Source organism: Mesorhizobium sp. M8A.F.Ca.ET.218.01.1.1 (assembly GCF_004791165.1).
Taxonomy (GTDB): domain Bacteria; phylum Pseudomonadota; class Alphaproteobacteria; order Rhizobiales; family Rhizobiaceae; genus Mesorhizobium.
In genome coordinates, this window is sequence record NZ_SRUZ01000012.1 from 78,646 (window position 1) to 95,205 (window position 16,560).

Consider the following 16,560-nt stretch of genomic DNA (forward strand, 5'->3'; position numbering starts at 1 on the left):
ACGGCTATGACGCCGGTTGGACCTGCCTGTTGACGAACGCCTCGCGGATCGCCTCCTGCATGCCGTCGATCGCTTCACCGGAAGCGTTCGGGTTGCGGTGCATCACCACATTGGAGGAATCGATGTCGCCGAACCCATCCGCGGACGTCAGTTCGCGGCAGTCCGCCGGAATGTTGCTGCGCGAAATCGGCGCGATCGCCAACCCTGAGGTGACGGCAAGCTTCAGGCCGCCATTGGTGTCACTGGTATAGGCGACGCGATAGGCAAGGCCGCGCTGCTCCAGCGATTTGATGGCGAAGTCCTTGCACCAGCCGGCGCGGTTGTAGAGCGCGATCGGCAGCGGCTGTTCCTCATGCATGTGATGCAGGTTCGACGTCACCCACACGGTCGGGTCGTGCATCAGCACCTCGCCGCCGGAAAGGTCCTGCCACTCGAAGACCACGGCGAGATCGAGCTCGCCCGCGGCGAGCGCCGCGACCTGCGCCCACGAATGGGCGTAGCGCACCGTGACTTCGACCTTGGGATGGCGCTTCGAGAATGCGCCGAGCGCGCGCGACAGGATGGCGTGGCCATATTCCTCCGGAATGCCGATGCGCACCGGCCCGCCCAGCGGCGCCGCCGCCATCGACGCAGCCGTCTCGTCGAGCAGCGAGACGATGCGGCGGGCATTGACGATGAGTTCGCCGCCACGCCGCGTCAGTGCGACGCCACGTGAACCGCGCTCGAACAAGGTGTCGCCGACCAACTCCTCGAGCTTCTTCATCTGCATCGACACGGCCGACTGGGTGCGGCCGGCCTGTTCGGCGGCCCTCGTGAAATTTCCGGCCTCGGCGATGGCCACGAAGGTACGCAGGAGATCGCTGTCGAGGGTTGGCCGCATGGCATCCATCATAAGTAAATTTGATTGCTGGCATCATTCCAATTCGTTTGCAACATGTCAAACGTCGACCGATAGTCGCCTCACCCATTGGATATGCAGCCGCGAAATCGGCTGCGGACCAATCGAAGAGTCCTCACTCGTGCCCGCTGCCCGAAAACGGTGGCGGGTTCTTTTTGATCTGGACAGGGGTGCCGGATCGTATGCGCGGGAGCCTGAACACGGATGCACAATAGGATGGTGCGCGGCATCCTGAGCCTGTGCCTGGGCGTGCTGGTCTTCTCGCTGCAGGACCCGCTCGTCAAAGCCGTGTCGAGCGGCTATCCGGTGACCGAGGTGATGGCGATCCGCTCGATCGTCGCCTTGCCGATCCTGATCGTTCTCGTCCACGCCGATGTCGGCTTGCGGGCCATCCTGTCGCGGCGCTTCGGCCTGCTGACGATACGTGCCTTCATCCAGTTCACCTCCTACACGGTCTATTACCTGGCCATCGCCGCCCTGCCGCTGGCCGACGCCGTGGCGCTCTATTTCATGGCGCCGCTGTTCATCATGGCACTGGCCGGGCCGTATCTTGGCGAACGCGTTTCTTGGCGGACGCTGGCGACCGTGCTGATCGGATTGCTCGGCGTGGTCGTGATGGTGCGTCCAGGCGCTGGGCTGTTCGATTGGGCGGCCTTGCTGTCGCTGGGCTCGGCGGCGCTCTACGGCTTCTCGCAATTGATGGCCCGCAAGATCGGCGACACCGAATCGTCCACCGTCATGGCCTTCTACCAGAACGGCGCCTATCTCGTCGGCGCCGCCGTGGTCGCCGGCACGTTCCACCTCGCCGGCATAACCCACGCCGTCCATCCGAGCCTCGAATTCCTGGTGCGGCCGTGGATCTGGCCGTCACTGCCGGATTTCCTGAAAATGGCGGCGTGCGGGTTCGTCGCCTCGGCCGGCATGATCCTGCTCTCGCAAGGCTACCGGCTGGCGCCGGCCAACCGCGTCGCCACCTTCGAATACACCGGCATCCTGTGGTCGCCGCTGTGGGGTTTCCTGTTCTTCGCCGAGGTACCACGCTCGACAACCGTGATCGGCGCGGCGCTCATCATCGGCGCCGGCCTGCTGGCGCTCAACACCGAGCGGCGGACCGCTCCGGCGCCGGCGCTTGTCGCCAGGGATCCAGCCTGATCAGGCGAAGCAGATCAGCGCCCGTTCGACGCGCGAACGGATCTCGGCCAGCGTAAAGGGCTTTTGCACGACATCGAGGATGATGCCGTTCAATTCCTCGGCGCGCTCGCGCTGGTCGGCATAGCCGGTCATCAGCATGATCTTCATCGCCGGGAAAAGTGCCGCGGCCGCAACCGCCATCTCGATGCCGTCCATCTCCGGCATGCGGATGTCGGAGACGACGAGATCATAGCCGCCGTTTGCGGCGCGGATCAGCGAAAGCCCCTGCGCGCCATCGGCGGCGATATCGATTGCGTGGCCGGCGCGTTCGAGCGCGCGGGCTGCCAGGGTGCGGACGGACTCATCGTCCTCGACGATCAGAAGCTTTGCCATGGCCGGCATATTTGGCGGTGAAAAGTTGACTTTTCCTGAAGGCGGGACGGGTCAGCAAGTCTTTTTGGGGAGTGGCTCAAACGTCGCCTTTGACGACACCCACGAACGGCAATTCACGAAAGGCGTGCGCAACGTCCATGCCATAGCCGACGACGAAATAGTCGGGGCAGTCGAAGCCGACATAGTCGGCATTGAGCGCGGTCTGGCGGCGCATGCGCTTGTCGAGCAGCACGGCGATGGAACAGCTTTTCGCGCCACGCGACAGCATCAGGTCGCGGGTGAAGCTCAGCGTCTTGCCCGATTCCAGAATGTCGTCGATCAACAGCACGTCGCGGCCGGCAACCTCGTTGTCGATGTCGCGCAGCACCCTCACCTCGCCGCTGCTGGTGCCGGCGCCATAGCTGGAGATGAAGATGAACTCGACTTCCGGCGACAGGCCGACATCGTGCATGGCCCGGATCAGGTCGGCGGCGAAGATGAACGAGCCTTTCAGCACCGAAATCACCAAGAGATCATGATAGTCGTGCCCGGCGATCTCCTTGGCGAGTTCGAGATTGCGCCGCGCGATCGCCGATGCCGAAAACAGGACTTCGATGTCCTTGCCGCGTACGATGGGCATTGATGGTCTTCCCCGGTGTCGCCTACTTGGCGAAAGTAACCAAAACGGTTCTTACGCCGTTCTTAGGCACGTCGAGCCGGCTGGCAAAGCCGAATCTTTCGCCCGACGCCAGCGAATGGCCGGATGTCCCCAACGTATAGCGGGTCGTGCGCCCGTCATTGCCCGTCACCCGGATTTCGACCGGCGGCAGGGTCGCGGGGCTTGTTCCGTCATTGGCGGCCTCCCCATCGACGAACAGCACCGGATTGGCGCCCGAGACGTCGACGCGTGAGGTGACGCCTGAAATGGTCAGCGCCGACGCTTGCGCGCCGGCCAGGAACGGCGCCTGGCGCACCAGCGCGTGGCCACCGGAAACCCAGAACGCGGCAAGGGCTGCACCGATGCCGGCGATCCAGAAAATCGGACCGCCGCGCGAGGCCGGCCGCTGCTCCGCCGGCGCTTCCGGCTTGCGCAGCATGTCCATGCCCTCGATGGGCGGGGTGACAATCAGGCGCGGCAGCGGCGAAACGTTTTCGACCGGTGAAACGGGCCGCGACACCACAACATAGTCCGCATCGACGATATCTGCCACCGGACCGCGCACGATCCGGTCCGCCATGGCAATTGCCGGCGGTTCGGTCATGATTTCGCCGGAAACCGGGCGCGCGGTTCGTTCCTCAGCCATCATGGCCCCAGCATTGCGGCACGTTCGCTTTTCGTTTCTTTTGCGTAAACACAAATGGTTAACGCTTCCCCACCGGAGCCCTCTTGAAGAGCCGAAACAAGCCAGGAATTAACCGCCGGTTAACCATGCCGGCCGATGGTCTTTTCACAGAACAGGCTGGCTCGCCGCGGCCAGGAACCTCAGGTCATCGAAATTGATTCGCTTCGAAAATGTCGGCCTCCGCTATGGCATGGGTCCGGAAATCCTCCGCGACATCTCCCTGCATATACCGGAGCGCTCCTTCCAATTCCTGAGCGGGCCTTCGGGCGCCGGCAAGACGACGTTGCTGCGCCTTTTGTTCATGTCGCTGAAGCCGACGCGTGGGCTGATCACCATCTTCGGCAAGGACCGCTCCCGCATCTCACGCACCGAGCTGCCGCACCTGCGCCGGCGCATCGGCGTGGTGTTCCAGGATTTTCGCCTGCTCGACCACATGACCACTTACGAAAACGTCGCTTTGCCATTGCGCGTGCGCGGGCGCGAGGAGGCGAGCTACCGCACCGACGTCACCGAGCTCTTGAAATGGGTGGGGCTCGGCGAGCGCATGCATGTGCTGCCGCCGGTCCTGTCAGGCGGCGAGAAGCAGCGCGCCGCGATCGCGCGCGCCCTGATCGAACAGCCGGAAATCCTGCTCGCCGACGAGCCGACCGGCAATGTCGATCCGCCGCTGGCGCGGCGCCTGCTGCGGCTGTTCATCGAGCTCAATCGCCTCGGCACCGCGGTGGTGATCGCTACCCACGATCTCGGCTTGATGGAACAGGTCGACGCGCGCCGCATGATCCTGGCCGGCGGAAGGCTGGATATCTATGACTGATCTGTCCGCCGAGCATTTCGAAGAGCAGGACGCCGAGGCAGCCGTCGCAAGACCGCGCGCCCAGCGCAAGATGGCGCCGATCGTGCCGGCGCAGAACATTGCCGGCCGCGCCTTGGTGCTGGTCATCGCCATCATGACCTTCCTGTCCTGCCTGACCTTCGGCGCGGTGACGCTGGTGCGCGATACGGCCTCGGTATGGGAAAACCAGATTTCGCGCGAGGCGACCATCCAGATCAAACCGGCCGACGGCCTCGACATGGAGGCAGCACTTACCCAGGCTTCGCAGATCGCCAGCGAATTCCCCGGCGTGAAGTCGACCCGGATCATCGACCGCGAAGCGACCGCCAGGCTGCTGGAGCCCTGGCTAGGTTCGGGCCTCAATATCGACGACCTGCCGGTGCCGCGCCTGATCATCGTCACCATCGACGAGAACAGCCCGCCAGACTTCGCCGCCATGCGCGCCGCGATCGCGCCGAAACTGCCGAGCGCATCGCTCGACGACCACCGCACCTGGGTCGACCGGCTGGTAGCCATGGCCCGCACCACGGTGACCATCGGCATCGCCGTTCTGGCCCTGATGCTGTCGGCAACCGTGCTGACGGTGGTCTTTGCCACCCGCGGCGCCATGGCCGGCAACGGCCACATCATCGAGGTGCTGCATTTCGTCGGCGCTGAAGCGCAGTTCATCGCGCGCGAATTCCGCCGGCATTTCCTGGTCACAGGCATGAAGGGCGCGGCTGCCGGCGGAGCGGCGGCGGTGCTCGTCTTCATCGTTTTCTCCTGGTGGTCGTCGCGCAACATGGCAACACCACAGGCCGATCAGGCAACCGCTTTGTTCGGCAACTTCGCCATCGGCTCGGCGGGTTACCTGGGTGTCGTCCTGATGGTGCTGGTGATTGGCGCGCTGACGGCGGCGACCTCACACGCCACCGTCGTCGCCTATCTCAGCGACATCGACGTTCGCCAACCCGACGCATGAAAGGAGTTCGTCTTGGCGTGGATGGAACGAGCGCGATCACGGATGGAGAATTTGCGTAACGCAAAGTGCGTCTTTTACCTACCAAACGCCGCATTTCGGGATTAACCATATGGCTATGGACGTGCGGGATTCGACCGGGACGGCTGGACAGCTGCCAGTGGTGGTTGCCCGTTGGCGCGGCCATAGCAAGGTTAGCCGTTTAAGGACCGCCCTGCGTCTCTCCGCTCTCTCGCTGCTTATGCTCGCAATGGTGTTCGCTGGCGGCTTCGGCTGGTTTGCCAGCAAGGTCAGTCACCTGACCACGCCCGCCAACCCAGCCAAGGCCGATGCCATCATCGTGTTGACCGGCGGCCAATCGCGGCTCGACGCCGCGATGGAACTGCTCGCGTCCGGTAAGGGCGAGCGGCTCTTGATCAGCGGCGTCCATCCCTCGGCCAGCCGTCGCCAGCTTCAGGCGGCGACCGGCGGCGACAAGAAACTGTTTTCCTGCTGCGTCGACATCGATCGGGCCGCGCTCGACACGATCGGCAATGCCGAGGAGAGCGCCAAATGGGTGGAAAACCATGCCTATGGCACGGTCATCCTGGTCACCAACAACTATCACATGCCACGCAGCCTGCTGGAGATGGGACGGCTGTTGCATGGCGCCAAGCTTGAGCCCTATCCGGTGGTCAATTCCAATCTCGACAATGGCGGCTGGCTGACCAAGCCGCGGGCGTTGCGGGTGCTGTTCACCGAATACACCAAATATCTGCTGGCGCTGGCACGTGGTATTATCCCGGTGAAGCCGACGCCCGAAGGCATCGCGCTGGCCGAAACCGCCGCCGGCGGCTGAGCCCGCGTCATTCCTTGGCGCCAGCCCCTGAAACGCCCTTGAGGCGCGCGATCTCCTGTTCAAGGTTCTGGATGCGCCGGTCGCGCTCGGCAAGCGCCGCCGCCACATCAGCCGCCTCGAAGCGCTGCGGTATATGTTGCGGGCAATTGGCGTCCCACGCCGAGACGGTGAACAGGATGACCTGCTCGGGACGCGCCTTGTAGTCCGGCGGCATCAGCCTCGCTGTCAACTCGGCATCGTCTTCGACAATGCGTGCCGTACCCCAGATCTTGATGCGCTGGCGCATCATGTAGTCGATCAGGAACAGGAAGGCCCTCGGATTGTCGGCCAGATTGCCCTGCGTGATGAACTGCTTATTGCCCAGAAAATCCGCGAAGCCGATCGTCTTCTCCTCGAGCGCCTTGAGAAAGCCGGCAGGGCCGCCGCGGTGTTGGATATAGGGCTGGCCATCGCCATTGGCAGTCGACAGGAAGACGCTGGTCTGCATTCTGATGAAAGCGGCAAGGTCCGGTGTGATCGCCGATTGCCAGCCGCCGCGCTCCTCGACGCGGGCATAGGACTGGCGCGAACCCTTGCGCGCCTGGATCGCCTTGACTGTTGGCGTGAAGGCGACATCGCTCGTAAAAGCGTGTGCGTTCATCGAGACCTCCTTGCATGTTTCTAGAGCCCGAGCTCCGACAGCGTCGGGTGGTCGTCCGGCCGCCGGCCGAGCGGCCAGTGATATTTGCGCTCGGCCTCGGCAATCGGCAGGTCGTTGATGCTGGCGATGCGCAGGCGCATCAGCCCGTGCTCATCGAATTCCCAGTTCTCGTTGCCATAACTGCGGAACCATGAACCGTTGTCGTCGTGCCATTCATAGGCGAAGCGCACGGCGATGCGGTTGCCGTGGAAGGCCCACACCTCCTTGATCAGCCGGTAGTCGAGTTCGCGGCTCCATTTGCGGGTCAGGAAGGCCTGGATAGCATCGCGCCCTTGCAGGAATTCGGCGCGGTTGCGCCAGCGGCTGTCCGCCGTATAGGCAAGCGCCACCCGCGCCGGGTCGCGCGAGTTCCAGGCATCCTCCGCCATGTGCGCCTTCTGGGCTGACGTCTCGGCGGTGAAGGGTGGAAGCGGCGGGCGGCTCTCAGACATGGGATTCCTCTGCGGCATGAAGGGTGGGGACCGACGGGCACCGCCACTCCTATCCGGATTCAGGCAGCATCTCGGGCGCAAACAACCGGAAAATCAATGTCGGTCTGGGCAACCTCATTGATATAGTTGGTCCAGACGTTCAGGGCGACATGCTGGACGATCTCGATGATCTCCCCATCGTCATAGCCTGCGAGCCTGACAGCGGCGAGATCCTCCTGGCCGACCTGTCCTCGGCTTTGCGCAACGCTGGCGGCAAAACGCACCGCCGCAGCTGCCTTGGGGTCCGAGGAGCCGCCGTGGCGGTTGGCGATCATCTCGGCATCGTCGAGCCTGGCGAGCGTCTTGCCGAGATAGCTGTGCGCGGACAGACAATAGTTGCAGCCATTGATCTCGGCGATCGCCAGCGCGATGCGCTCGCGCGTCGGCGCCGCAAGCCGGCCCTTGGCCAAAGCTCCCATCATGCCGAGATAACCTTCCAGCGCGGCCGGACTGTTGGCGACCATCCGAAACAGGTTCGGCACGACACCGAGCTGTTTTTCCACGGCCTGCAGCATCGGCTGCGCGGCGGCGGGAGCGGTTGCGATCGACGAAGGCGTGGCAATGCGGGGCATGAAGATTTCCTTGTTGAGATGCCTCGCTTATATGCAGCCTTCCATGTTGCGGATGTAGATGCCATATTTGCAATCAACCCTTCCATTTTCTGGAAGAAATGATGGATCGTCTTGAAGCCATGTCCCTTTTCGTCGCGGCGGCGGAAGGCGGCAGCCTTTCCGCCGCCGCGCGCCGTTCGGACGTTCCGCTAGCAACGGTCAGCCGCAAGGTCTCCGAGCTGGAGCGGCACCTGAAGACACGGCTGTTGAACCGCTCGACGCGGCGGCTCACACTGACCGATGCGGGCCATGCCTATCTCGCGGCCTGCCGCCGCATTTTGGACGAGGTCGGCGATGCCGAACGCACCGCCGGCGGCGAATACAGCGCCCCGACAGGGGAATTGATCATCACCGCGCCGATTGTCTTCGGCCGCCTTCACGTTCTGCCCGTCGTCACCGACTTCCTGGCCGCCTATCCCCTGGTGGATATCCGCCTCACGCTCGGCGACAGGATAAGCCAGTTGGCCGAGGACCATATCGACCTCGCCATCCGCATCGGCAGGCTGCCGGATTCGCGCTTGGTCGCCATCAGGGTCGGCTCGATCGGTCATGTTGTCTGCGCAAGCCCGGCCTATCTGGCCGCGCACGGCATTCCACGGACCCCGGGAGAGCTCGAGACGCACAGCTGCATCACCTTCGAGGGCCTTGGCTCGCTTGCCACCTGGACCTTCAGCGTGGACAAGGCTGATTTTATCGTACCGGTCCGCTCGAGGCTCCGGGTCAACACCGCCGAGGCGGCGATCGATGCGGCGATCGCCGGTGTCGGATTGACGCGGGTGCTTTCCTACCAGATCGTTGCCGCCGCACGATCAGGAACACTGCGCCCCGTGCTCGGGGATTTCGAACCCGAGCCTTGGCCGGTAAACCTGGTGCATGCGGGCCAGGGCCGGCTGCCGGTGAAACTGCGCGCCTTCCTGGACTTTGCCGCCCCACGCCTGAGGGAACGCCTGGCGCAGGCAACCTGGTAGGACGGGCAGCATCGCACCGTTTCCTTTTTCCCCGCGCTTGGTGTAACCAACGCACACTTCCTCACCGGACCTCCCCCATGCTCTATGTCAGATCGCTGGCGTTCAATTTCGTCTTCTACGTCAATCTGATCGTCCAGATGATCCTCTGGACCCCCTACTATTTCCTGTCGCCGCGTCACCGTGCCTGGTTCGTGCCGAAATTCTGGTCGCGCACCTCGATGTGGCTCTATGACAAGATCGCCGGAACGAAGAATGACATCACCGGGCAGGAAAACCTGCCCGAGGGTTCGTTCATCCTGGCGCCCAAGCACCAGTCGTTCTGGGACGCTATCGCCTTCTTCCCTTACCTCCAGGACCCGCTCTACATCCTGAAGCGCGAGCTGACCTGGATCCCGTTTTTCGGCTGGTACATCTTGAAGATGCGCATGATCCCGGTGCATCGCGGCAGCCGCTCCAAGGCCTTGAAGGCGGTGGTCGCCGCGACCAAGGAAGAAATGGCACGCAACCCGCGCCAGTTGATCATCTATCCCGAGGGCACCCGCCGGGCTCCGGGCGACGAGCCGGCCTACAAATACGGTATCGTTGAAATCTATTCGCAGCTTGGCGTTCCGGTGGTGCCGGTCGCCCATGTCGCCGGCCTCTACTGGCCGCGCCGCAAGTTCCTCCGCTATCCCGGAACCATCAAGGCACGCTTCCTGCCGCCCATACCGCCGGGTCTTGGCAAGGAAGAGTTCATGGCGCGGCTGATCGGCGAGACGGAAGCCGCCTGTGACCAGCTTCTTGTCGAGGCATCACGCGCGCCCAACCCGCCGGCCCTGCCGACAACGGCGGCAAAGCGGTTGCGGGAACTCGGCGCGAAGCTTGACGGCTCCGCGGCCTGATCGTCAACCGTACACAGCCAGCACCGTGGTCAACAGCAGCGTCGCGGCAAAGACCAGATTGATGATCCGCGAGGCGACAGGCCTGCGCAGGAAGCGTGCGAACGCCGCGCCGGCAACAAGCCACACGGCGTGGATGACGACGATCATCACCGCCAGAACAGTCAGTTTCGTCCACAGGCCGAGCTCGACATCGCCCTTTCTCGACGAGGTGCCGGCGAACACGGCAGCGATCGCCACATAGGCCTTGGGGTTGGCGACCGCCAGGAGAAATCCAGCCAGCCAGGTTGGGCGCGAAGCCTCGGCGGCACGTGCGGCCAGCGCCGGCGCGGTGGCGATCTTGAAGGCGAGATAGAGAATGTAGGCCGCCGACGCGACAACCAGCAACGGCGCCAGCTTCGGCATCGACCCAAGCACCGCCATAACCCCGGTCGCCACAACCAGCAGCACGGCGATCGTGCCTAGGACGATGCCGCCGGTGTAGCGAAGCGAATCGCGCAGGCCGAAGGCGGCGCCGACGGCGGTAACGCTTATCGTCGCCGGCCCAGGGCTGCCCATGACGACGGTGGCGGCCAGCAACAGCGCAAGCAATTGGCGCCAAGGCTCCGGCTGCGAAAGAAGCGATCCGTCCATCTGGTCCTCCGCCCTGAGCCCGTGCGAAGGACGGTATGGCAAGGCATGAGGATCGTCTTGGACGTTCGTGCGTCCCGTCTTGCCGGCAGCCCTCAGGCGCTGGCTTTGTCGAGCTCGGCCATATCGTCGGCGCTCAACTTCAACGACACCGCCCTGATCAGGCTGTCCATCTGGCTTGGCTTGGTGGCACTGGCGATCGGCGCGGTGACGCCCGGCCGCGCCATGGCCCAGGCAAGCGCCACTTCCGCCTGCTTGGCCGAATGCCTGGCGGATACGGCGTCGAGCGCCGCCAGAATGCGCGTGCCGCGTGGATTGAGATAGCCGCCGACATCCTCCCCGCGCTCGCTCTGGCCAAGATCGGCTTCCGTGCGGTACTTGCCGCTCAAGAAACCTTTGGCCAGGCTGAAATAGGTGATGACGCCGACATCCTCGGCCACGCAGAGGTCGCGCAGCGGGCCATCGAAGGAGGAGCGGTCGTAGAGATTGTATTCCGGCTGCAGCACCTCGTAGCGCGGCAGGCCGCGCAGGCTTGCCACGTCAAGTGCAGCACGCAACTGGCCGGCATCGAGGTTGGAACAGCCGGCATAGCGGATCTTGCCCTTGGCGAGCAGTTTCTCATAGGCGCCGAGCGTTTCCTCATAGGGCGTCGTCGGATCCGGCCAGTGCGACAGATAAAGATCGATGAATTCGGTCTGCAGCCGCTTCAGCGATGCATCGACGGCCTTTTCAATATAGGCGGCGGACAGATCCTTGTGGCCCTGCCCCATATCCGAGCCGACCTTGGTGACCACCACGACCTTGTCGCGATTGCCGCGGTCCTTCATCCATTTGCCGATGATGGTTTCCGATTCACCGCCCTTGTTGCCGGGAACCCAACGCGAATAGGCGTCGGCCGTATCGATGGCATTGAGGCCCGCGCCGACGAAGCGGTCGAGCAGATCGAAGGAGGTCTTCTCGTCAGCGGTCCAGCCGAAGACATTGCCGCCCAGAACCAGCGGCGCGATGGAAAGGTCGGTGCGACCGAGACGGCGTTTCTGCAAGACGGATCTCCGTGATGATTGGGGCCGGGCGATGCCGCCCGCTGGCTGGGTTCGGAGCCTAACCTAGGTCTTGCCGCATCGAGGTCAAAGGCCCTGGCCACCGTTTTCCGCAGAGCCAGCGCTTCACAAAGACGCTATCCCCCGTTTCACCTCCTCCAGCCAGTGGTCGCGGATGCCCAGTGCTTCCAGATGCTTCAGCGTACTCAGCACATAGTCCTCGTTGTTGCCCGATCGGCCGACCGCGCCACGCACCACGGCCGCTGCATCCGCCGCGTCCATCGCCCCGGCATATTGCTCATGCTTGCGGTCGACGATGTAGGCCACGGCCTCGACCGCGCCGCCGCCGTCGAGACGAACCTTGAGCGTCCGCTCGAGATAGACGCTGGTGACAAGCTCGCGCTCACGCAGATAGGCAATGACCTCGTCGCGCAGTTCGCCGGGCACGCGGAAGGCGAGGCCGACGCAGGACCCGCCATGGTCGAGGCCAAGCACCAGTCCCGGCCGCTGGCGCGTGCCGCGGTGCACGAAGGAATAGACGCAAAGCGAGCGGCGGTAGCCATGCAGGCGCGCACGCCGTGTCTCGACATGCGCGAAACCGGGCCGCCAGATCAGCGAACCGTAGCCGAACACCCAAAAATCGCCCATATCACCGCGCCTGATTGCAAAAGAATGGCAACACCGCACCGGAAACCGGTGTTTTTTCCGCTCGTGTCCGTCTACCTATCGTCTCTGTCCACTGGTGTTCCCGGAATCGAGAATCCGTTCACACCATCCATGCGTTAATGAGAGCCAAAGCATGACGTCAAGTGACGAACGCCGACCGGGTAACCGTCGCCGCCTATGGTGGCTTGCCGCGTTCATCCTGGTGCTGTTCGCCATATACAGCGCCGGATGGTTCTATCTGGCCAACAGGGTCAGGTCGGAGGCCGACAAGGCGGTTGCCACGCTCAATAAGAGCGGCATCCAGGCTGGCTGCGCCAACCTCGAGGTCAGTGGCTATCCGCTGAGCTTTGCCGTCTCTTGCGACAATCTCGCCTACGAGGACGATGCCAAGAACATTGCCGCCTCGGCCGGCTCCTTCAATGCCACCGCCCAGATCGCCCAGCCCTTGTCGCCGGTTGCCAATCTGCGCGGTCCGCTCCGAACCTCCGTCCCGGGCATGATGCCGCTCTGGATCGACTGGGACAATCTGCAGGCCAACGTCAAACTGTGGTATCCGCTGCCGCGACGTATAGCGCTGCAGGCCGAGGGCCTGTCGGGCCAGACCGATCCGGCCGACGATACCGATCCAGTCGAGCTGTTCAGTGCCGGCAAGGCATCAGGCCAGTTGCAGCCGAATGGCGCGGATATCGACTATGTCGGCAGCTTTGGCGATCTTGAAATCGATCCCGACACGATCGGCGGGCGCGTGCTGCCGGCGCTCGATGCCAGCGGCGACGTGACACTGAAGAACGGCGTGGCGCTGGTCGGCACGCAGGTGAAAAGCCTGCGCGGCCAGAGGATCGAAATCCGTAATCTCGATCTGTCGTCGGGGACGGCGCGTGTCACCGTTTCCGGACCGCTGTCGGTCGATGCAGAAGGCCTGGTCGATGCCGATCTGATGATCAGGATCAAGGATCCGAAGGCCGTGGCATCTATCCTTGCCGGCGCCGTGCCCGAGCAGAAGAATGCGATCGAGCAAGGTTTTGGCGCCCTGGCTCTACTCGGCAGCGAGCCGTCGATGCCGCTGAAGGTGGTCAAGGGCAAGGCCTCGCTCGGCTTTATCCCGCTGGGCAAGATCAAGCCGGTGCAATAGCACCCATGGCAAGACCCGTGAGGCTCTTGAGTGTTGGAGCGCTGACGCTGGACACCATCCTGCGCGTCGAGTCGCTTCCGACGCATCAGGGAAAATTCATCGCCTCGGACGGCGTCCAGATCGCCTCGGGCATGGCCACGAGCGCGGCCTGCGCCGCACGTCGTCTCGGCGCCGAGATATCGCTATGGGCGAGTGCTGGCGACGATCCTGTCGGCGATCAGCTGATCGCTGGAATCGAGGCCGAGGGCGTCGATTGCAGCCATGTGCGCCGCGTCAGCGGCGCACGCTCGGCGCTGGCCTCGATCCTGGTCGATGCGCATGGCGAGCGTATCATCGTGCCGTTCTACGACACGCGCGCGCAGGCTGATCCCGAAGCCTTGCCGTTTCCCGACATCACGGCGTTCGATGCCGTGCTGGCCGACGTGCGCTGGCCGGGTGCAGCGGCACTTGCCCTGCCCGCGGCGCGCGCCGCGGGCAGGCCGGCTATCCTCGATGCCGATACCGCGCCGCTGGCGGTGCTGGAGCAACTGTTGCCGCTGGCCTCGCACATCGTCGCCTCCGAACCGGCAGTGCGTATCATCTGCGGCCACGCGTTGGATCTGGAGACCGCTTGCGAGGATCTCGCCTCCAGCACCGACGCCTTCGTCGCGGTCACCGGCGGCGCGGCGGGTACCTGGTGGTTCGATCGAAGCGCCGGATCATCCCGCCATGTCGAGGCGCCGAGGATCAAGGCGGTCGACACGCTGGCCGCCGGCGATGTCTTTCATGGCGCCTTTGCCGTTGGGCTGGCGGAAGCCATGGCGATCGAGCACGCACTGCGCTTTGCGAGTGCCGCCGCCGCGCTCAAATGCCTGCGCTTCGGCGGCAGGCTGGGCGCGCCGGATCGGGCGGAAACGCTCGCCATGATGGCAGCGACCTGGCCTGAAACAGCTTAGCTCTTTGCCGGATGCTCGACCGCCTGGCGGCCAAAGTCCGGCGCGTCGATATCCTGGCCCGCCTCGATGATCGAGCGGCGCACGGCGCGGGTGCGGGTGAACAGGTCGAAGAGTTTGTCGCCATCGCCCCAGCGGATCGCGCGCTGCAGGAACGCCAGATCTTCCGAGAAGCGCGCCAGCATTTCCAGGATGGCATCCTTGTTGTGCAGGCACACGTCCCGCCACATGGTCGGATCGGAGGCGGCCAGACGCGTGAAATCGCGAAAGCCGGAGGCGGAATATTTGATCACTTCCGTCTTGGTCACCGATTCCAGGTCGTCGGCGGTGCCGACGATGTTGTAGGCGATGATGTGCGGCAGATGCGAGACGATGGCCAGCGTCATGTCGTGATGCTGCGGATCCATCGTGTCGATGTTGGCGCCGCAGCGGCGCCAGAATTCCGACAGCCGTTCCAGCGCCTCCGGATCGGTGCCCGGCACCGGCGTGAAGATGCACCAGCGATTGTCGAACAGGTCGGCAAATCCGGCATCCGGGCCGGATTTTTCGGTACCCGCCAGCGGATGGCCGGGAATGAAATGGACGCCCTCAGGCACATGCGGCTGCATCTGCGCGATGACTGAGGCCTTGGTTGAGCCGACATCGGTGAGGATCGCACCTTTTTTTAGCGCCGGCGCAATCTCCTGCGCCACCGCACCGGATGAGCCCACCGGCACCGAGACGATGACCAGATCGGCATCACGCACAGCTTCCCTGGAATCGGTGGTGTAGGAATCGCCTAGTCCCAGTTCCTCGGCTCGCTTGAGCGTTGCCACACTGCGCGTCGAGATCGCGACATGGCGAGCCAGGCCTTCGCGGCGAATGACGCGGGCCAGCGACGAGCCGATCAGGCCGATGCCGACCAGCGCGATTTTTTCGAACATCGGTGATGCCATGGTGTGTAACTTTTCAGGCGTTCTAGCTTTTCAGGAATGTCTTGAGCGCGGCGACAACGCCGCGATTGGCCTCTTCGGTACCGACGGTCATTCGCAGCGCGTTGGGAAAGCCGTAGCCTGAAACGCGCCGCAGAATATAGCCGCGCGCGCTCAGATAATCATCCGCCGCAGCCGCCGAATGCCTCTGGTCGTCGGGAAAATGAATGAGCAGGAAATTGCCGACGCTGGGCGTCACGCGCAGTCCGAGTCCAGTCATCTCCTCGCTCAGCCAGGCGAGCCAGGTCTCGTTATGCGCCACGCTGCGCTCGACATGGGCGCGGTCGCGGATCGCGGCGATGCCGGCCTCGATCGCGGTCGCATTGACGTTGAAGGGGCCGCGCACGCGGTTGATCGCATCGACAATGTGCATCGGACCATACATCCAGCCGATACGCGCTCCGCCGAGACCGATCTTGGAGAAGGTGCGGGTCATCACCACGTTCTCGGCGCTGCCGGCCAGCTCGATGCCGGCTTCGTAATCGTTGCGGCGGACATATTCGGCATAGGCCGCGTCCAGCACCAGCAGCACGTTTTTCGGCAGTCCGGCATGCAGGCGACGCACCTCCTGGAACGGCACATAGGTGCCGGTCGGATTGTTGGGATTGGCCAGGAACACGATTTTCGTGCGCGGCGTCACAGCCGCCAGCATCGCATCGATGTCGGCGCGCTCGTCGGTCTCCTTGACCACGACCGGGGTGGCGCCGGCCGACTGGATGTAGATCTTGTAGACCATGAAGGCGTGTTCGGTGAACATGGCCTCGTCGCCGGGCGCGAGATAGGTCTGTGCCAACAGGCCAAGGATCTCGTCGGAACCGTTGGAGCAGATGATGTTCTGCGCGTTGAGGCCATGCACCTCGGCGATCGCCTCGCGCAACCGCCTGGCGGTGCCGTCGGGATAGATGTCGAGTTTGCCGGCGACCTCACGCGCGGCCTCGATCGCCTTCGGCGACGGCCCAAGCGGGTTCTCGTTCGACGACAACTTGTAGACCTTGGCGACCCCGGCCGGCGCCGTGCTCTTGCCGGGCACATAGGCGTCTATGTCCATGATGCCCGCGCGGGGGGTTGGACGTGCCTGATCCGGTGTCTGGTTCATGTCTTGCAAAATCCGTCGAAAATGCCTCCATCCGGAAGCCGCTGCGGAAATACAAGCCATGGCCGGCAATGTCGAGAGGCGGCACTAGTGCCAG

General features: G+C 63.9%; 20 protein-coding genes. 8 read left to right on the forward strand and 12 right to left on the reverse strand.

Features of this window, described 5'->3' with window-relative positions; genetic code table 11:
• Window positions 1-4 precede the first annotated feature (4 nt).
• Window positions 5-880 (reverse strand): LysR substrate-binding domain-containing protein, encoded by an 876-nt coding sequence (locus EN861_RS31860; RefSeq protein WP_127280878.1) that lies wholly within the window; start codon window positions 878-880, stop codon window positions 5-7.
• Between the two features lie 222 nt (window positions 881-1,102).
• Between EN861_RS31860 and EN861_RS31865 the strand changes: the two genes are divergently transcribed.
• A complete protein-coding gene (locus tag EN861_RS31865; RefSeq protein WP_135867558.1) occupies window positions 1,103-2,050 on the forward strand; it encodes a DMT family transporter in 948 nt (315 codons plus the stop codon).
• Here the strand turns inward: EN861_RS31865 and EN861_RS31870 are convergent, their stop codons facing one another.
• From EN861_RS31870 to EN861_RS31880, 3 genes are all read right to left on the reverse strand, one after another.
• Window positions 2,051-2,422, reverse strand: a complete 372-nt coding sequence (locus EN861_RS31870) for a response regulator (RefSeq protein ID WP_167531492.1) — start codon at window positions 2,420-2,422, stop codon at window positions 2,051-2,053.
• Window positions 2,423-2,498: 76 nt separating this feature from the next.
• Window positions 2,499-3,041 (reverse strand): hypoxanthine phosphoribosyltransferase, encoded by a 543-nt coding sequence (gene hpt / locus EN861_RS31875; protein ID WP_127279434.1) that lies wholly within the window; start codon window positions 3,039-3,041, stop codon window positions 2,499-2,501.
• Window positions 3,042-3,063: 22 nt separating this feature from the next.
• Entirely contained in the window at window positions 3,064-3,708 is a 645-nt protein-coding gene (locus EN861_RS31880) for a hypothetical protein (protein WP_135867559.1), read from the reverse strand.
• A 190-nt stretch (window positions 3,709-3,898) separates the two neighbouring features.
• Here EN861_RS31880 and ftsE point away from each other — a divergent pair, with 190 nt between their 5' ends.
• The 3 genes from ftsE (at window position 3,899) to EN861_RS31895 (ending at window position 6,372) form a co-directional block, all read left to right on the forward strand.
• Entirely contained in the window at window positions 3,899-4,558 is a 660-nt protein-coding gene (gene ftsE, locus EN861_RS31885; protein WP_010911739.1) for a cell division ATP-binding protein FtsE, read from the forward strand.
• A complete protein-coding gene (locus EN861_RS31890) occupies window positions 4,551-5,537 on the forward strand; it encodes an ABC transporter permease (protein ID WP_135867560.1) in 987 nt (328 codons plus the stop codon). The genes ftsE and EN861_RS31890 overlap by 8 nt, the downstream gene beginning before the upstream one ends.
• A gap of 109 nt (window positions 5,538-5,646) precedes the next feature.
• A complete protein-coding gene (locus EN861_RS31895; protein WP_127872222.1) occupies window positions 5,647-6,372 on the forward strand; it encodes a YdcF family protein in 726 nt (241 codons plus the stop codon).
• Between the two features lie 7 nt (window positions 6,373-6,379).
• Here the strand turns inward: EN861_RS31895 and EN861_RS31900 are convergent, their stop codons facing one another.
• Genes EN861_RS31900 through EN861_RS31910 form a run of 3 tightly spaced genes read right to left on the reverse strand, consistent with a single transcriptional unit; the run spans window position 6,380 to window position 8,114 of the window.
• Window positions 6,380-7,012, reverse strand: a complete 633-nt coding sequence (locus tag EN861_RS31900; RefSeq protein WP_127279430.1) for a pyridoxamine 5'-phosphate oxidase family protein — start codon at window positions 7,010-7,012, stop codon at window positions 6,380-6,382.
• Window positions 7,013-7,032: 20 nt separating this feature from the next.
• A complete protein-coding gene (locus EN861_RS31905) occupies window positions 7,033-7,503 on the reverse strand; it encodes a DUF1348 family protein (RefSeq protein WP_127279429.1) in 471 nt (156 codons plus the stop codon).
• Between the two features lie 59 nt (window positions 7,504-7,562).
• Window positions 7,563-8,114 (reverse strand): peroxidase-related enzyme, encoded by a 552-nt coding sequence (locus EN861_RS31910; RefSeq protein WP_127279428.1) that lies wholly within the window; start codon window positions 8,112-8,114, stop codon window positions 7,563-7,565.
• Window positions 8,115-8,215: 101 nt separating this feature from the next.
• Here EN861_RS31910 and EN861_RS31915 point away from each other — a divergent pair, with 101 nt between their 5' ends.
• Together EN861_RS31915 and EN861_RS31920 are read left to right on the forward strand one after the other, a co-directional pair.
• Window positions 8,216-9,121: a LysR family transcriptional regulator gene (locus EN861_RS31915; RefSeq protein ID WP_127872219.1), complete on the forward strand. Its 906-nt coding sequence runs from the start codon at window positions 8,216-8,218 to the stop codon at window positions 9,119-9,121.
• Window positions 9,122-9,198: 77 nt separating this feature from the next.
• Window positions 9,199-10,002 (forward strand): 1-acyl-sn-glycerol-3-phosphate acyltransferase, encoded by an 804-nt coding sequence (locus EN861_RS31920; RefSeq protein WP_127280817.1) that lies wholly within the window; start codon window positions 9,199-9,201, stop codon window positions 10,000-10,002.
• 3 nt (window positions 10,003-10,005) lie between these two features.
• Here the strand turns inward: EN861_RS31920 and EN861_RS31925 are convergent, their stop codons facing one another.
• The 3 genes from EN861_RS31925 to EN861_RS31935 all read right to left on the reverse strand — a co-directional run bounded on the left by EN861_RS31925 (window position 10,006) and on the right by EN861_RS31935 (window position 12,317).
• Entirely contained in the window at window positions 10,006-10,632 is a 627-nt protein-coding gene (locus tag EN861_RS31925; RefSeq protein WP_127280818.1) for a LysE family translocator, read from the reverse strand.
• A 92-nt stretch (window positions 10,633-10,724) separates the two neighbouring features.
• Entirely contained in the window at window positions 10,725-11,672 is a 948-nt protein-coding gene (locus tag EN861_RS31930; RefSeq protein WP_127872218.1) for an aldo/keto reductase, read from the reverse strand.
• A 123-nt stretch (window positions 11,673-11,795) separates the two neighbouring features.
• Window positions 11,796-12,317, reverse strand: a complete 522-nt coding sequence (locus EN861_RS31935; RefSeq protein WP_127278636.1) for a gamma-glutamylcyclotransferase — start codon at window positions 12,315-12,317, stop codon at window positions 11,796-11,798.
• A 151-nt stretch (window positions 12,318-12,468) separates the two neighbouring features.
• Between EN861_RS31935 and EN861_RS31940 the strand changes: the two genes are divergently transcribed.
• Both EN861_RS31940 and EN861_RS31945 read left to right on the forward strand, forming a co-directional pair.
• The gene (locus tag EN861_RS31940) at window positions 12,469-13,467 is read left to right on the forward strand and encodes a DUF2125 domain-containing protein (protein ID WP_127278635.1); all 999 of its coding nucleotides are present in this window, start codon (window positions 12,469-12,471) and stop codon (window positions 13,465-13,467) included.
• 5 nt (window positions 13,468-13,472) lie between these two features.
• Window positions 13,473-14,402 (forward strand): sugar kinase, encoded by a 930-nt coding sequence (locus EN861_RS31945; protein ID WP_135867561.1) that lies wholly within the window; start codon window positions 13,473-13,475, stop codon window positions 14,400-14,402.
• Here the strand turns inward: EN861_RS31945 and EN861_RS31950 are convergent.
• Complete coding sequence (locus EN861_RS31950; protein ID WP_189343785.1) at window positions 14,399-15,334, reverse strand: prephenate/arogenate dehydrogenase family protein; 936 nt, start codon at window positions 15,332-15,334, stop codon at window positions 14,399-14,401. The genes EN861_RS31945 and EN861_RS31950 overlap by 4 nt on opposite strands.
• Before the next feature lie 22 nt (window positions 15,335-15,356).
• Entirely contained in the window at window positions 15,357-16,466 is a 1,110-nt protein-coding gene (gene hisC, locus EN861_RS31955) for a histidinol-phosphate transaminase (protein WP_127278632.1), read from the reverse strand.
• Window positions 16,467-16,560 lie beyond the last annotated feature (94 nt).

Coding starts and splice junctions, on each gene's coding strand:
- EN861_RS31920 (WP_127280817.1), top strand. CDS start 9,199: ATGCTCTATGTCAGATCGCTGGCGTTCAATTTCGTCTTCTACGTCAAT.
- EN861_RS31910 (WP_127279428.1), bottom strand. CDS start 8,114: ATGCCCCGCATTGCCACGCCTTCGTCGATCGCAACCGCTCCCGCCGCC.
- hpt (WP_127279434.1), bottom strand. CDS start 3,041: ATGCCCATCGTACGCGGCAAGGACATCGAAGTCCTGTTTTCGGCATCG.
- EN861_RS31895 (WP_127872222.1), top strand. CDS start 5,647: ATGGCTATGGACGTGCGGGATTCGACCGGGACGGCTGGACAGCTGCCA.
- EN861_RS31945 (WP_135867561.1), top strand. CDS start 13,473: ATGGCAAGACCCGTGAGGCTCTTGAGTGTTGGAGCGCTGACGCTGGAC.
- EN861_RS31870 (WP_167531492.1), bottom strand. CDS start 2,422: ATGGCAAAGCTTCTGATCGTCGAGGACGATGAGTCCGTCCGCACCCTG.
- EN861_RS31880 (WP_135867559.1), bottom strand. CDS start 3,708: ATGATGGCTGAGGAACGAACCGCGCGCCCGGTTTCCGGCGAAATCATG.
- EN861_RS31890 (WP_135867560.1), top strand. CDS start 4,551: ATGACTGATCTGTCCGCCGAGCATTTCGAAGAGCAGGACGCCGAGGCA.
- EN861_RS31900 (WP_127279430.1), bottom strand. CDS start 7,012: ATGAACGCACACGCTTTTACGAGCGATGTCGCCTTCACGCCAACAGTC.
- EN861_RS31860 (WP_127280878.1), bottom strand. CDS start 880: ATGCGGCCAACCCTCGACAGCGATCTCCTGCGTACCTTCGTGGCCATC.
- EN861_RS31935 (WP_127278636.1), bottom strand. CDS start 12,317: ATGGGCGATTTTTGGGTGTTCGGCTACGGTTCGCTGATCTGGCGGCCC.
- EN861_RS31915 (WP_127872219.1), top strand. CDS start 8,216: ATGGATCGTCTTGAAGCCATGTCCCTTTTCGTCGCGGCGGCGGAAGGC.
- EN861_RS31950 (WP_189343785.1), bottom strand. CDS start 15,334: ATGGCATCACCGATGTTCGAAAAAATCGCGCTGGTCGGCATCGGCCTG.
- EN861_RS31940 (WP_127278635.1), top strand. CDS start 12,469: ATGACGTCAAGTGACGAACGCCGACCGGGTAACCGTCGCCGCCTATGG.
- EN861_RS31865 (WP_135867558.1), top strand. CDS start 1,103: ATGCACAATAGGATGGTGCGCGGCATCCTGAGCCTGTGCCTGGGCGTG.
- EN861_RS31925 (WP_127280818.1), bottom strand. CDS start 10,632: ATGGACGGATCGCTTCTTTCGCAGCCGGAGCCTTGGCGCCAATTGCTT.
- EN861_RS31905 (WP_127279429.1), bottom strand. CDS start 7,503: ATGTCTGAGAGCCGCCCGCCGCTTCCACCCTTCACCGCCGAGACGTCA.
- hisC (WP_127278632.1), bottom strand. CDS start 16,466: ATGAACCAGACACCGGATCAGGCACGTCCAACCCCCCGCGCGGGCATC.